Source organism: Psychroflexus tropicus DSM 15496 (assembly GCF_000378765.1).
GTDB lineage: Bacteria > Bacteroidota > Bacteroidia > Flavobacteriales > Flavobacteriaceae > Psychroflexus > Psychroflexus tropicus.
This window is the reverse complement of the sequence record NZ_KB905342.1, coordinates 850,245-864,746: the sequence shown is the minus strand read 5'-3', so window position 1 is coordinate 864,746 and position 14,502 is coordinate 850,245. Positions and strand designations below refer to the sequence as shown.

The window sequence follows — 14,502 nt, the reverse complement described above, 5'->3', positions numbered from 1 at the left end:
GTTAAGCTTTTATGTAATCATCTACTTTAATCTTATCTGGATTTTTTAATCTGTACAACTTCCAATATTCACCTTCATCAGTATCTGCAAAATTGAAAAGCTGCCTTTCCAAATTATGGACAGTAATTTCAGAATCAATCTTATTTATAACTTTGTACATATCGGATAAATAGTTTAAATAATCAGAGTATGTAGGTTGTTTCTCTATGCCATAAACTAATTCGTTAATTAACCTGTCTAGAATTGGTAATTGTCTTGCAGAATCATTGTCTTTTCCTTGTAGATCATGTGACCAGAAAGAAAAATGCTTTGATGCAAAAGCAATGTTTATTTGTTTCATTTTTTTCAAAGCATTAATTGCTTTTTCAGGGTTCCCATTTCTTACCATTTGTACACTCTCTTTGTATGCTTGTAGATCAAAATTAGAATTAAATGATCCCATAGTATAAATATTTCTTCCTGTGTTTCCTCCCCATAATTGAATAGAATGAAAAATCTCCATCAATAGTTTATCATCTCTTTCTTGTAGATATAAGTTTACATTTTCAACAATAGAATTAAATAGAAAATTAATTATTTCGTTTTGCTCTATATCTAGATATCCATTTGGTAATATATTATTAATTGTATTTTCAAAACCCTTCTTTTTTAGGTTTGTTATCATTGCTTTTGTTGTATACTTTCTTCTATCAAGATTTGGTTTTAATGATGCATAATTTAATTTTGGTATGGCAAATTTTTTTTGTTTTAGCATAACAATTGATTTATATTTTTGGTAGACTTTTAATTTAGCCATTTTTTATTTATACCAAAACTAAAAAATAAGTACGTCAAAACATGTCAGTTGATTTTTTTATTAAAGACGTCTTTTGTCGTTACTTAGTCTTAAATTTGTGGTCTTCAAAATAGCATAATTCATAATTCTAACCGCAGCAAAGTCTGCTGCACTAAAATTATGTTCTTATGTTTCTTAAAAGGGTAAAAACTCAACGCTACGTTTATCACCTCACAAGAAGTTGTTTCCGACACAGTATTATGAAAAATGGACTTATAGGAAGTCCTTCCAGTCGTTATAAATATTTGAAAAATCCTGTTTTTGCTCATAATAGACCTATACCTAGAAAAGAGTGGTATCCTTTTGTAATTGATTCCTGGGATTGGACTTTTGAAGATAAATTTACACTTATAGAAATGAATAGCTATGATTATTTAAAATTTCAAAGTCTTAGTAAAGGTTATGAAGTGTGGGAAATTGATACTTTCAAGTTAAAAAATAGATCTTGGTATATAGACCAGGTGGCAAGTGATGATTTTTTGGATGGCATCAATTATCCGTATTATGTGATGAGTGAAGGTCATATTCCTGTTCATGCTTTAAAATTATATCAATTCCATGAGGAACATTATTTTAAAAAAGGGATTGGTGTAGCTCACGTTGGTTCAGATTTTAGAATTGTAAATCCCTTAGAGTTAAAAAATAATGATCAGGTAGCTTGTTAAAGATGCGTAGATGGATTTAGAATTTTAAATTTCTGGATCCATCTACTCTTACTCGCTAAATTACAATATTTCTGAAGTGGTTTTTTCGGGGAAATAAGATGATATTTCAGGACCAATCTGTTCTGCTAATTCCTTTAAATACTTTATATCTAGATGAAAAGAAGTTAGATAGGCTCCAACTTTTGCATTAGCCTTCATCAGATCGCCAACAAACTGCATATCTACCTTATACGAATCTGGTAGATTAATAAAATTTGAGGGGTCATCTTCAATGGCCTCAACTAATAAATTTCTGTAATTTGGATAGGACTCTTCTAGGCATAAGGCTACACTTACATCTCTAGATAAAGCAAAATCAATGATCTCATTATTTTGTTTAATATTCTCAGGTAAATTCTTAAACAAATGGGTTGAAATGCAAAGGAGTTGTTTAACAAAATTCAAGTCTTTTCGCAGTCTCTTGGAGGAGTTTGAATAGACACTAACGACATCGGCAGATAAAGCTGCGCTCAGAGCAAATTCAAAATTATCTTTAAGTTCGTAGGGCAATATCTCGTAAAAATCAGGATTCAGTTTCAAGAGTTTTAAGGCGTATTTAGGATTCGACAATTTAGCCATGTCTATATCCTTCAGGTCATCAATCAGTTGTTTTGAAGGATCGATTGTAGCCAGCTCTTTGCTTGTTTCTTTGGTCTCAATCAACTCAGGGATTTGATGCTTAAGATCATAAATTCGTGTTTCCAGAAAATCGATAACCTTCAATTTCTCATTCTCAAGCAATTCCAGAAAATCATCAGGTTGAGCTTCAAATACAATTTCACCGTTTTGATCAATAAGCAACCAGTTTCCAATCCCTTCAATCTCTGGCGTGGAATACCCATAAAAATTATACTCTTCCATATAATCAATATCGTGAGACACCTCATCAAGGAGTTTTATAGGTAAACTATGCTGAGCGGCTGAATATGGATATAAACATTCAAACTGATAAGGATTTATTTTTCTTTTTTTATCGGATTTTCGAATTGGTATCGAAGCATCTAACTCTACCCATGTTCCCTTTCGTTCTCTATACTCAGGCTTGAGGTCATAAACCAATGCATGATCTCCTAAAAATGGTCCAGCATATGCATATTGGCAATCTATAACTAATTCCATGTGTTCATGCGAGCGCGCATAACCCCATAACCCATTTTGACAAACAGACACATACTCTTCACCAAGATGTCTGATGTGAGTATAACAATTTGGAGAAGTCTCTGTTTCATAATAGAAATAAAGTGTGTTGTTAAACAAGAGTTGTTTTTCTTTAGGATTGGCTTCTAGTGCGTAATTGTCCTGCTTTTCTAAGTTAGAAAAAACAACGTGTTTCAATTTTGAAGTTGCATCATAACGCTTGAGTGTAGAATTAGTTTCGTGTTCTATCAGGTAATAGCCGTTTTCATAAATTTGGATAGTCTCTGGTGTTGATTCCAGAAATATACCCGATCTTGTATATAGATCATAATGAGAGAATCCAAAGCGTTTAAATAGGATCAGCTCATCACTGCTGTCCATTATAGTTTCGAACAAAACAGGGAGATAGTGTTTTCCTTCGGTTGTCTTTAAAGTGCGATACGTTTCAGCCTGGATGCCTAGAGACTTTAAGATTCCATCTATCTTTTCTGAACTCATTAGTTTAAAATCGTGATCTCGTGTACCAAAAATTTTGGTTCTTAAGCGTTCAGCCTCGACTTCATTTTCCTGAAAACAAAGTGTGTTCAAAATTTTAATTTTATCCTCTCGTGCTGACTCTAGGTTTACCAATTCTAGAGGGGCATCGAGTGATGGCTGAAATTCTAACAGACCGTAAATGTCGCAATCCTTAAAATCTCCTTTTAATCGATTGATATGAGGTATCGCTTCTAAAGGAAAATTATACCTATGATAAAGTTTTTCAAAAAACTCGGTCTCTCTTTTTGATAACATAACGTTGGAAATCAACGATTGCATGAATTCATCCAGATCAAAGTTGAGAAAATTGTTTTTGACGCCTCTCAAATAGCGTTCTAGCATTTGATAAGTGAAGTCCAAAGATCTTAAAGCATAAACATGTCTAATGTTCAGTTTTTCATGCGTATATCTCAAAGATTCAATTAGGTATTGCTTACACGGATTTATCGTCATCTGATCTTCAAAAAGCCTTAACAAATATCTATTATCTTCAGTCCACTCTAAAACTTCAGTTCTCATCACGACTTGCTTCAAATAAAAATTGAGCTTACTACTAAGGCGTGGCTTATAATTTGGAATCGTACTACCATGAGTTTGCAAATTTTCCCAATAATCTAGTAAAATTTTTAGATCAATGCCTTCAAGCATCAAATAGTCTATAAAGCTCACCAGATCCAAAGGGATGGATATAGGCAGCTGGGTATAAGTATTCCAATGAATATAAAAAGAAGTATCTACCTGCTTGTCATAAATTTTAAAGATAGCTTGGTTTTTCATAGGCTGACCTGATTTAGTTTTAAAATTTCTAATTCGATTGGATGAAGGTTTTCCATACCGAGGTTATTTAATTTGTCGATGATATTCTGCACAGTTGTGTGCTCTTTGATGAAATTTTCATAAAGTTCTTTTTGATTTTGGTCTAGAGGCCAATCGTCTTTTAATTCTTGATTGAATTCTTTCCAAAACTCAAGACTTAAAAACTCTCCATTTAAGAGAAAATCGTTAACTTTTTTTACTATAATATCCATTGCTGATAATGAAGATTTGGAAAAAAAACATTTTAATTCTCCAATAACTGTAATGTCGGTATAAAGCAAAAATGTGAGGTGTGTTTCTTCATCTGTATGAATAAAAAGAAAGGTTTCAAAATCTTTTCCAACATTATGGGGTAGTGCGCTAAGATCCAACTCATCATCAAAATCTACCCCTTTATTTTGATCTCTATATTTAGGTGGTATTTTTAGTACGAAAGCATAAAAAAACTTTGGTAATGCTGAGGCTGTGTTCTGATTTTCCATAAGGTTTAATTTTTCAACAAAGCTATACCTCATAAATCAGTCGAAGGTATTTTTGCAATATTGCAAACTAACGGACTTCTAGTTTTCCAGATAATAGGTCTTCAATTACTCCCATGCCACCAATCTTATCTCTTGAAAGCTCAACATTGAGTTTTACATTCCAACGCTCATACTTCACGATGAACTCCTCTGAACGTTGCTCATAATCTAAAGGAAATTTGCTTTTTAATATAGTTTTAAAAGGCTTATTTGTCCTGGTTTTGACATAAGATAGATTTTGTTGATCTCCACACAGATTCTCAATTTTATGCTTTGCCTCAGTTCTGTCAGAAGATTTTAATTTAGTGTAAAGGTCAAGCCAAACCTCAATGTAATTTTCATAATCTCTTGTATTTAGATTACTTGTGATGTTGATACCGTCTGCAAAAAGCAAAATTAAAAAGTAAAAAGACTTATCTAGAGGAGCCAATTCCACCTCTTGATTGATTCCAGCTATGAATACTTTAGGCTTTAATTGTTCCTTTCTGATAAGTAATTTATGTTTTTTAGGATTTAATTTAATCCTCAAACCTAAACTAATTAATTTATCCGATAAATATTTGAATGTGTCGGAGTCTATGCTATCAATATCATCTAAAGCATCAGCAATTTCTTTTGGTGTTAGTTTTCCTGATGAATAATTTTTTTGTGGTTCTGCCGCAAGTCCTGGGGAGAAAATTTCGTTACCAATCTCATTCAGAGTCTCCATCAAAAAACCAGATTGTCTGTCATCATCTAATTCTTCAAAGTCACGAGTATAAACATATTTGATTTGTATACCGAGAGGGTGAGAAGAAATCCACAATAGACCTCCACCTGCAACATCGATGTCGAAAGCTTGCTTTATCAAATCGTAAAAGAATCGATTGTATTTCTTTTCATCTGAAAATTCCTTCGTCAAAACTTGAAATTCCTTTTGGTGTTCTTTACTGAATTTATTGAGAAAGGAGTTGGGTACTTTTAGATTGGAGTAATCTAGACCTTCATCTGGAACAACCATCGATGTCCTAATGCTTTCAAAGCCTTTAGTATCTTCAACAAGAGACTTGATGTCTTTTATATCACCAAAATACTGATGCTTAGGTTCGATAAGGTATAGCGTATTCATCAAATAAGGAAGCAGACGGTAAAAAGGACTGGAGGTCGTAACAATATAATAGGAAGATACATAGATTGGAAAATAATACGCCATAAAGTTTTTGCCTAAAAATAAAACTTTCAATTCAACTACTAAGAAATTTCAAGAATATTGGCCTACCCAATTTGCAATATTGCAAAAACCCCAGATGAACGAAGTACCGCTTTAATTTTGCAGTCTCATCAAAACTCATACTAATGAACTCACAAAAACTATTTGTTAAAAACGTCCCCGAACTGGAATGTTTGTCTGAAACCCCCAAAGTGTTTTGGTATGCCAGTGCAGGAAGAGACTTTAGAGGGCCTGTCTTTTTCACTAACCATCATATACATCGTATGTCATCTCCGGGATTTAAAAAACCAGAGCTATTCATATTCACTTCCATAGGACCAGAGATCCATGAGTTGAAAAATGATATCAGAAATTATGCTAGAGTCGTTTATAATGACAATATAACCAAAGTCAAAGTCAGGAAATATAAAGAACTTGACATCTTGCCGCATTTCCGTTTTAAAATCGATTACAATCACGTATCGGATATTATGGTTGAAAGGTATCCCCCTGGACGTAAAGGCATATATTTTGAACTTGAAATCATCGGAAACGATTACAATGAAATTCAAAAGGTCCTTTACTTCGAAAAGGAAAACATAGATACGTTTAAAAAGCTAGTATTGCAACATCGCTTATTTGATGTTCAGTATTTATGTGCAACGAGAGAAGGTTGCGGGTTTGGGGGATGTTGTAAATCTATAGTCGATTACATCTATAAAGACCATGCGCCTTACTTTTTTAGTCATAAAGGTTTTAAGCCAGAATTTAATATTCTTTTCAATGACTTTAGCAGGACACTTTTCAAACAAGAAATGGATAGAGTCGATACCGCCTCTTATTACGAAAACTTCTTTCATTACATTCCTGAAAAAGGTAGATATTTTCAAAATCAAACCATATTCAGACTCTTTTATAGAGGTGATCCATTGAAAAATCATAAGATCGAAGTAACCAAATTAATTTTTAACCCAAAATCATACATATAGCCTATGACCAATCCATTAGTATGTTTAGTGTTTTTAGTATTTCAATTAAGTATCGCTCAACAAGGAGATCTGCGGCTAGTAAAAGAAGAATTAATAACCACAGAATTTAGCCTCCGAAAGGATGAGCAAAAGCTTGATTTTCACCTTAAAGTGTTAGAGAACTCTTGGTTTCATCGTAATGCTTATACTGTGTCTGGTTGGTATACAAATTCTTCACTAACCGATCAGAAAATAGCCTTAATCGGCTATTACTCCTATCCGCAATTGACGCTTTACCATTTCAAGAATCAAACAGATAGCTCCGATGTTTTAAACTTTAAAACCTCTATAAATAGCTATGAAGAAGAGGCAAGTTATTATCAGAATTACACTGGCTATCAGGAAAAATTCAGTTTGACTAAAAGCAAAGCGACACATCATCATAATGAAATTTCTGCAGAACTGTCAATTCCTAAAGTAGATCTTGATTTCAGAACTGTCAATTGGTATTTATGTAGCGAAAGCTCCAGTATCAAGTTAAATGTAGATGAAAACTGGTGGACAGATTTGAAACTTATAGCGAGCTCTGGGCAAAAGGCTATCATTAAATTTCACTCCCCTTCCCGTCTCGATACTCAGGCAAGTTGTGGAGCAGGTTCTGAGATCGGTTTCTATACATACAATCTCACTACTCATGAAATTTCAAATGAGTTCTATATCGAAAGCTGTAATGCATCCATTGCATTGCTTGAAGAAACTGAAATTGGTCATACGGTGAATTATCAATGCTATGATGATAATACTGGATCTGGTTTTCAGATTAAAATCTTCAAAGATTCAGCTGACATTGAACGATTAGATTAATCAGTTTACATTTTTTAATAACCTTAAATACTCACTTATGAATTTTAAAGATTTGCTTTACAGATGGGCCTGGAAAGCCTTTTTCATGATATGGTATTTTAATCTAACAATCGCCATCTACAATTTGCTTTATCAGGAATTGATACGTCAAGAGTTTTCTGCTTTAGCTCATGTCCTGGATATTATTTTTATGGTTTGGCTTATTCGTGAGCTTATGATTAAAGTCGTCATCAGACCAATGAGAAGACTTTTCAGATACATTTATGATGTTTTATAAAAAAGCTTCCCGTCCTTCTAAACGAGCCTTTTGGACGACTGAAGCATCTTCACCATCAAAAAAGCAAAGAGATTACTTGCCTGCAAGAGACATGACAGGCAGGCTTTTACCGTCGGAATGATAACTCAATAACCGTCATGCGTCAGACAGATGACCTAAAAACACCACTTTGCAATATTGCAAAGCCCCAACTCTAGGCTCATTACTGTTTACTTTTGTACCCTAATCATTTTATTAATCATAAAACCAAAGCTCATGATCATCTGTATAGACCTAATAGAATTCGAAGATATTTTTAATGCTTTAAAGGAAAGTGCTGACGATGAAATCAGGAATGCTTTAAAGGGGTTTACAGAAATGGAGATTGAAAAAATTTGGTTTATCAAAGAAAATGATAAACCCACTCCAATAGCTATCAAGCTAAAAAATGAAAAGATCAACTACCTAAAAATGGATGAGTATTTATTGAGGATGGACACCTACTCTACTGCATCAAATTCTGATTCTAGAGAGCCAACAGCTGTAGAAAAATTTATTGACGTCTTTGAAGTTCTAACGGCTACAAAAGGTGAATTTTTAAAAAGAAACGAATTGAAGAAAATTCATCGATTTTGGAATTAGTGCCATTCAAAATTGTAAATGATTTCGAAATAAAACCTTTTATAAAAACTAGCGCCATTATTTGGCGTAGGCTCAACTTAATTTTATAATCAAGACAACGCTAATGATCGCAGACCTAAAAACCACAATGCTGGATAGCATTTCTTTTGTATTTGAAAAGTCAAAAAAGTGTGGACTCCCTCCAGAACTATTTCAGGAACTGGATTCAGAACTAACAGTGATTGCCAATTATTTTCATGTCTCAAAACCACAGGCGTTTTTTATAGCCCTGGTGTTTTCCATGAACTATGGCGGAAGCCGAGTGGATTTCGGCATTTTATCTAATTATCTGGACTGCGACGCTATAAAAATTTTGAAATATTGTTCTGAGTTTGACCAGTTGTACGATAAAGGTATTTTAATAAAAGAAAAACAATCCTATCGTTTAAAGCTAGCTCGTGCCAGTGATATCTACACGATTAATGAGAAAGCTTCAGAAGCCATTTTAAAGGGGGAACCTCTTCCCTACCTCAAAAAAGATAGCATAGACACGGTCATACAATTTCTGGAACGTATGGACCATCTAAGTTTGGGTCGTAACGGTGATGAGCAGGAGAGTAAACAACTCCAGGAGCTCACTGAAAAGATGCTGAAAGACTATGCTCATTTTCCTTTGGTTGGAAAGATCAACGCTATGGAACTATCAAGCATAGATGCATATATATTGATGTACCTCATCTGGAGAACAGTAAAAGGCTATGATCAAGTTTTGATAGATACTGCACTGAGTAAAATCATGGTAAGCGCTTCAGATAAGATCTATTATACAGAGAGAGTAATGACTGGCCAGAACAAGCTCATAAAAAACAGTCTGGTGGAAGTGATCAAAGGACCTTTTCAAAACATGAATGAACTCAAACTCACAGAAAAAGCTGATGATCTGATCGAAGCCAGCGGCATCAAACTTTTTAGAAATCGGGAAAGCTCTAAGAATATACTCGACCCAAAGGACATTGCATCTCGGCAGCTCATCTTTAACGAAGACGAAATGAAACAGCTCTCTATGCTCAAGGACTTACTGGAAGATAGCAAATTCAAAAGCATACAAAACCGACTCGAGCAGAAGAACCTCTCTAAAGGTATTGTTACCTTACTGCACGGTACGCCAGGCACGGGAAAGACCGAAATCGTCAAGCAAATGGCAAAAGACACCAACCGCCAACTGATCAAAGTAGACATTAGTGCTTCCAAATCCTCCTGGTTTGGAGAAAGTGAACGCCTTATCAAGCAGATCTTTAAAAATTACACCAGGCAACTGGATGCCGCCAAGCGAGCGCCAATTCTCTTTTTTAACGAGGCCGATGCCATTTTATCTAAACGAAAAAACAATAGCTCCTCCAATGTAGCTCAAACCGAAAACGCTATTCAAAACATTATTCTGGAAGAATTAGAAAATTTTGAAGGAATCCTTATCGCGACAACCAATCTAGTACACAACCTCGATAAGGCTTTTGAACGGCGTTTTCTTTTTAAGGTCAAATTTAATAAACCCACCCCAAGGATAAGAGCTAAAATCTGGAAGTCCAAGTTCCCGAATTTAAGCGACACTGATTGCAATTACCTGGCCCAGCATTTCATGTTTACGGGCGGGCAGATCGATAATATCTTACGCATGAGCGAAATTCAGGAAATTCTTCATAGAAAGGTTCCCTCATTACAAAATCTCTTAGTATTTTGCTCGGAAGAATCTATTGTGGAAGCCAAAACTAAAATTGGTTTTAGCTAAATCTCATCCCTATGTCCAAAAGAGAATCGATTGCACGTTATACCCTGATCATCAAAAAATTGAGGAAGCATCCTGCCAGTTTTGAACAAATTGCCGATTACCTGGCTTTGGAATCGGAACTGCAGGACTATAACTTCAACATCTCCAAACGCACCTTTCAGCGGGACATCAAGGACATTCTATCCCTGTATAATATCGAGATCGAATACGATTTTTCCAATAAAGTTTATAAGATAGGTTATGACGAGAATCCCGATGTGAACGAGCGCATTCTGGAGGCTTTTGACACCTTTAACGCGCTAAACCTCAGCGACCGCTTGTCCAATGCCATTCATTTTGAAAAGCGCCGACCGCTGGGCACCGAGAACCTCTACGGACTATTACATGCCATTAAGAACAAACTCCAGGTAGAGTTTACCTATGAGAACTTTTGGGAGCCCGATATCTCTGAGCGGGAAACCGAGCCCTACGGACTCAAGGAATTTAGAAACCGCTGGTATTTACTGGCGAAAGATTTAAGAGACGAGCAGGTGAAAAGTTTTGGACTAGACCGCTTAACCGATTTGGATATTACCCAGACCCAATTTAGCCTGGCCGAAGATTTTGATGTGGAAGCGCATTACCAACATTGCTTTGGGATTGTGGCGCCTAACCAGCAAGCTCCAGAGGAAGTGATCTTATCTTTTACGCCTCATCAGGGCCAGTATGTGAAATCATTGCCACTACACCTCTCACAGGAAATACTGGAAGATAACGAATACGAACTGCGTATCCAGCTCAAGGTCTATATCACTCACGACTTTCTCATGGAACTCCTCGCCCACGGCGATACCCTAAAAGTGATACAGCCCCAATCTTTGGAAGACGAGCTTAAGTCCATCTACCGAGATGCCTTAAAGCGGTATGGTGAAGACAAGGTAAGCGAAAGTCGGTTTAAGGTTGATAATTTGAATTGAAGAATACTATCAATGGAAACTATTAAAAATGCAATTGAAGAAACTTGTAACATTATTGATGAAAATTTAAATGATAAAGATTTTGTCATGTCCTCCGAAAAGTCTCTAGTTTTTCATTTTGCCTGGGAGTTATCAATAAGATAATCAGAGCAAATTAAGTTTATTGATTTTGAAACTGATTTATATGCAAATTTTAAGGATAAATTCATTGACTTATACTTCAAGTTTCAAATTAATGACGAATTAAAACGAGTTGATTTGGAGTTTAAATTTTCCCAAAAAAAAAAGTAATTCTGGACAAACTCAAGAAAGACCATAGATGATTAACGAATTAAAGAGACTGAGCTGGTTAGTTAAGAATGATAAAATTGATGTTGTTATAGATGTTCAGCCTTGTTAAGGGTTTAGCATAGCATGAAATATTGGAAGAAAATTTATTGAATACCCGAGAGTCAAAAAGAAGAAATCCATATTTACATCTTTTATATAACAAAGAATCATTTGAAGAACCCATTGTGAAATATCAAAATGAAAAAACTTCCTACTTTGAAAAAAGAATATATTCCGTAGTTATAGCAAATCATATTAAACCATTTATAGAGTCCTAAGAAGATGAAGCATACGACCCAGACAATGGTCTATTATTAAGTCCTACTATTGAATACTTTGGAACTTTCAAAGCTCAGTCTGATGGTTCAAAAAAAGATTTTCTTGTTAAGATGACTTGTTATAAAGCAGAATTTTATGATACGTTAACACAGTCAAGTGAAATAGAAGAAATTAGATGATTAAATTTTAAAGATTTAAATATTATATCTGAAGTCGATAAAAAAATATTTAAGTTTCTTAAGAAGAATGGAGAACTGGCTTAAAGGATTCATATTAATCCAATATGAATTTAAAGTTTCAATGCTATCAATTTTAAATAGAATTGCAATATTGCAAAACCCACTTTAACGTAAAGTAGTTCAATAACTTTACCCCACATAATAAACAAAATTAAAAAGCATGTGGTTTGAAAAATTAATGGGTTTTAAGGAAAATAGAGTACAGGACGTTCAAGGTCAAATGAAGATGGAGGGGCAACAGCTCAAGTCTAAAGTCAATGGGCGGTCATTTCAAGCCGGTGCTTTAGAGCTGGCAAGCCTGGGCGAGTTGAGACAACGTGTTCAAGCTACGCCTCTAGTAGAAGGAGAGTTAAATGTCCAAAACCTGGAAGGAGATGCTCAGCTGCTTCATCTCTTACATAAGGAAGCGGTATTTCAAGCCGCATCGCAATTCAATCTTCTGGAAATGCCGGGTCCAGAGGTCACGCCAGAAGCGGGTATTGCTCACTATAAGCAGGACCACACTCAAGGACCTGCTTGTGCCATTGCTTGTGGCGCGGGAACCGTCTATAGACACTACCTAGTGCCGATAGACGGACAGATTGGTCAAAGTCGAGAGAAGCAGATTAATACCTTGGAAGAAGTTATTAATAAGCTTAATTTACCCGAGCTGGAGTCCTGGCAAATGACCAATGGTTATGCTTTATTCAATGAACCTCAGCTCAAAGCCATCGACTCCAAACTAAGGCAGCTCAAACCCGCAGAACGCGAAGCCTTAAAAGACCAACTCAAGATCGGGATGCAGTGGAATACGGAGGTAACTCTAAGTAGTGCTGGACATTTGGTCTCTCAGGCCTACTGCTCGGCTTTGCCAGTAGCCTATTCGGAAGTGGAACCCAGATATTGGAAGGCCTTTGCCAAGCTTATTTTGGAAGCCGCTTACGAGACGACTTTACACGCTGCTGTGCTTAACTTACATGAAACAGGTTGCAAAGAGGTATTTCTCACTCATTGGGTGGTGGCGCCTTCGGGAACGACATGCAGTGGATCGCAGAGGCCATACGCCAAACGCTTCAGCAATTTAAAACCACACCCCTGGACGTGTATATCTTGAGTTACGGTAGAATGCATCCTGTAGTTTGGGAGGTCATAGATGAATTTAATGGCACCAACACCAGAGTGGTTTAGTGATTAATTGGCTATTCGCTTCCTCCCTTAAGGGAGGATTGAGGTGGGTGTTTGCTCTACATAAATAAGTTAATTACTTCATTAATTAGAACTCTCGCAATAATATAAAAACTATGAAATTCAGAGACCCTATTCTGCTTCACAAAAATTCCAAAGTATATCAGGACAAGCAAGAACACAAGCGCCTGCATGATTACGAGATCAAGTTTTTAAAACAAGTACAGCCTAGATCGGTTTTAAATCTTGGAGACCAAAAACTGGAAGCTTTGGAGAGTCACTTAAAAGATAAGAACATCGTTGTGCAAAGCAAGAGCTCGAATTTTCGTTTAAATGAGAGTCAGCAGCACATCGACCTAAAGATTAAAAAACTCAAGAAGCTCATTGGGGTCATTCATTTTTCGTCATCGATAGACACCTTCACTATTCTCGGTGATGCGCTTAGAAGTATTCAAGGTCTGGGAGCACATCAGCAATTGTGGAAGCTCTTCAAAAACGCTTTACCCCCTGTCGGGCATATCTTTTTCTCCACTCATCATGCCTAGAGTTCGTAAAGTCAAAACAGTCCCCACATTGCCCCAACTTTATGCTAACTCGACCTCAGCGAATGCACATCTGGAAAGAAGAAGGTTTAGAAATCCTTGCTCATAAAGAAGATGATGAGATCGGCATCATGAACAGTTCGTTTTATATATTATAGCCAAAAGTTTAAGAGCGACAGGTAATGTCTGATTTACCACTTATAGTTAACAAATTAAAAACCACTAACATTAAACTTATGAGAGACCCAAGAGCCTTTAAAAAAGACCTCAGCATCCTTAATGCTGAGGGTGATATTTTAAGATTATATACCCACCACTCGGGCGAGCTGTATTTCGCCTCACGACTCACCAACCATAGTGGCAAAGTGTTTTATCCTGTCACAGTAGCCTTAATAAAGGATTATCTGCAATCCAAATTACTGCTTAGGGACCTGTTTATAAAAAGCGATACGGAAGACGTCAAAGTCTTGCTGAGAGGAGATGTAACGACCACCAGCAAAGAAGCGGTCTTAGAGCACATCGATTGCCTGGAAGATAGTTATCAATACATCGCTCCTGATATGAAGAAAAAGGAATTTGAAGAAAGGTTTCTGGGTCTGCAAGCTAAAAAAAAATGAAATTAACCTCTAAACTTTTTTGTCTGGCACTGAAATAGGTTGACCATTTTTTTGGTTTTTCTATTTTCTTTTAGCGTTGGCTGAGACATACTCTTTTATAGTTTTGGTGGCGCGTTGGCTTGTGGAACTGTAAATGTTTAT

Annotated in this window: 15 protein-coding genes; 11 read left to right on the top strand and 4 right to left on the bottom strand. The window is 35.8% G+C overall.

What is annotated here, in order from left to right; translation table 11 throughout:
* Nucleotide 1 precedes the first annotated feature (1 nt).
* Nucleotides 2-796 (bottom strand): hypothetical protein, encoded by a 795-nt coding sequence (locus tag F598_RS0103960; protein ID WP_019037729.1) that lies wholly within the window; start codon nucleotides 794-796, stop codon nucleotides 2-4.
* Between the two features lie 167 nt (nucleotides 797-963).
* Here F598_RS0103960 and F598_RS0103955 point away from each other — a divergent pair, with 167 nt between their 5' ends.
* Nucleotides 964-1,500 carry a hypothetical protein gene (locus tag F598_RS0103955; RefSeq protein WP_157594940.1) on the top strand — a complete coding sequence of 179 codons (537 nt, stop codon included), beginning with the start codon at nucleotides 964-966 and terminating at the stop codon, nucleotides 1,498-1,500.
* A 60-nt stretch (nucleotides 1,501-1,560) separates the two neighbouring features.
* On the opposite strand, the gene F598_RS0103950 is transcribed toward F598_RS0103955, so the two are convergent.
* The 3 genes from F598_RS0103950 to F598_RS0103940 form a co-directional block, all read right to left on the bottom strand.
* On the bottom strand, nucleotides 1,561-3,990 hold the full coding sequence (locus F598_RS0103950) for a hypothetical protein (RefSeq protein ID WP_019037727.1): 2,430 nt from the start codon (nucleotides 3,988-3,990) through the stop codon (nucleotides 1,561-1,563).
* Nucleotides 3,987-4,511: a hypothetical protein gene (locus tag F598_RS0103945; RefSeq protein ID WP_033408260.1), complete on the bottom strand. Its 525-nt coding sequence runs from the start codon at nucleotides 4,509-4,511 to the stop codon at nucleotides 3,987-3,989. The genes F598_RS0103950 and F598_RS0103945 overlap by 4 nt, the downstream gene beginning before the upstream one ends.
* Nucleotides 4,512-4,578: 67 nt before the next feature.
* Nucleotides 4,579-5,742, bottom strand: coding sequence for a hypothetical protein (locus F598_RS0103940; protein ID WP_019037725.1), 1,164 nt, complete (start codon nucleotides 5,740-5,742; stop codon nucleotides 4,579-4,581).
* 143 nt (nucleotides 5,743-5,885) lie between these two features.
* On the opposite strand from F598_RS0103940, the gene F598_RS0103935 reads away from it, so the two are divergent.
* The 10 genes from F598_RS0103935 (at nucleotide 5,886) to F598_RS0103875 (ending at nucleotide 14,361) form a co-directional block, all read left to right on the top strand.
* Nucleotides 5,886-6,728 carry a DUF7663 domain-containing protein gene (locus tag F598_RS0103935; RefSeq protein WP_019037724.1) on the top strand — a complete coding sequence of 281 codons (843 nt, stop codon included), beginning with the start codon at nucleotides 5,886-5,888 and terminating at the stop codon, nucleotides 6,726-6,728.
* 3 nt (nucleotides 6,729-6,731) lie between these two features.
* Nucleotides 6,732-7,571, top strand: a complete 840-nt coding sequence (locus F598_RS0103930) for a hypothetical protein (protein WP_019037723.1) — start codon at nucleotides 6,732-6,734, stop codon at nucleotides 7,569-7,571.
* A gap of 37 nt (nucleotides 7,572-7,608) precedes the next feature.
* Nucleotides 7,609-7,848 (top strand): hypothetical protein, encoded by a 240-nt coding sequence (locus F598_RS0103925; RefSeq protein WP_019037722.1) that lies wholly within the window; start codon nucleotides 7,609-7,611, stop codon nucleotides 7,846-7,848.
* Nucleotides 7,849-8,103: 255 nt separating this feature from the next.
* Nucleotides 8,104-8,469 carry a hypothetical protein gene (locus F598_RS0103915; protein ID WP_019037720.1) on the top strand — a complete coding sequence of 122 codons (366 nt, stop codon included), beginning with the start codon at nucleotides 8,104-8,106 and terminating at the stop codon, nucleotides 8,467-8,469.
* A gap of 103 nt (nucleotides 8,470-8,572) precedes the next feature.
* A complete protein-coding gene (locus F598_RS0103910) occupies nucleotides 8,573-10,234 on the top strand; it encodes an ATP-binding protein (protein WP_019037719.1) in 1,662 nt (553 codons plus the stop codon).
* Nucleotides 10,235-10,245: 11 nt separating this feature from the next.
* Nucleotides 10,246-11,190, top strand: coding sequence for a helix-turn-helix transcriptional regulator (locus F598_RS0103905; RefSeq protein WP_019037718.1), 945 nt, complete (start codon nucleotides 10,246-10,248; stop codon nucleotides 11,188-11,190).
* A 12-nt stretch (nucleotides 11,191-11,202) separates the two neighbouring features.
* A complete protein-coding gene (locus F598_RS15710; RefSeq protein ID WP_019037717.1) occupies nucleotides 11,203-11,334 on the top strand; it encodes a hypothetical protein in 132 nt (43 codons plus the stop codon).
* Nucleotides 11,335-12,198: 864 nt separating this feature from the next.
* Nucleotides 12,199-13,131 (top strand): hypothetical protein, encoded by a 933-nt coding sequence (locus F598_RS14750; protein ID WP_211209318.1) that lies wholly within the window; start codon nucleotides 12,199-12,201, stop codon nucleotides 13,129-13,131.
* 187 nt (nucleotides 13,132-13,318) lie between these two features.
* Nucleotides 13,319-13,747: a hypothetical protein gene (locus F598_RS0103885; protein WP_019037715.1), complete on the top strand. Its 429-nt coding sequence runs from the start codon at nucleotides 13,319-13,321 to the stop codon at nucleotides 13,745-13,747.
* 233 nt (nucleotides 13,748-13,980) lie between these two features.
* Nucleotides 13,981-14,361 (top strand): hypothetical protein, encoded by a 381-nt coding sequence (locus tag F598_RS0103875; protein WP_157594939.1) that lies wholly within the window; start codon nucleotides 13,981-13,983, stop codon nucleotides 14,359-14,361.
* Nucleotides 14,362-14,502: the final 141 nt, after the last annotated feature.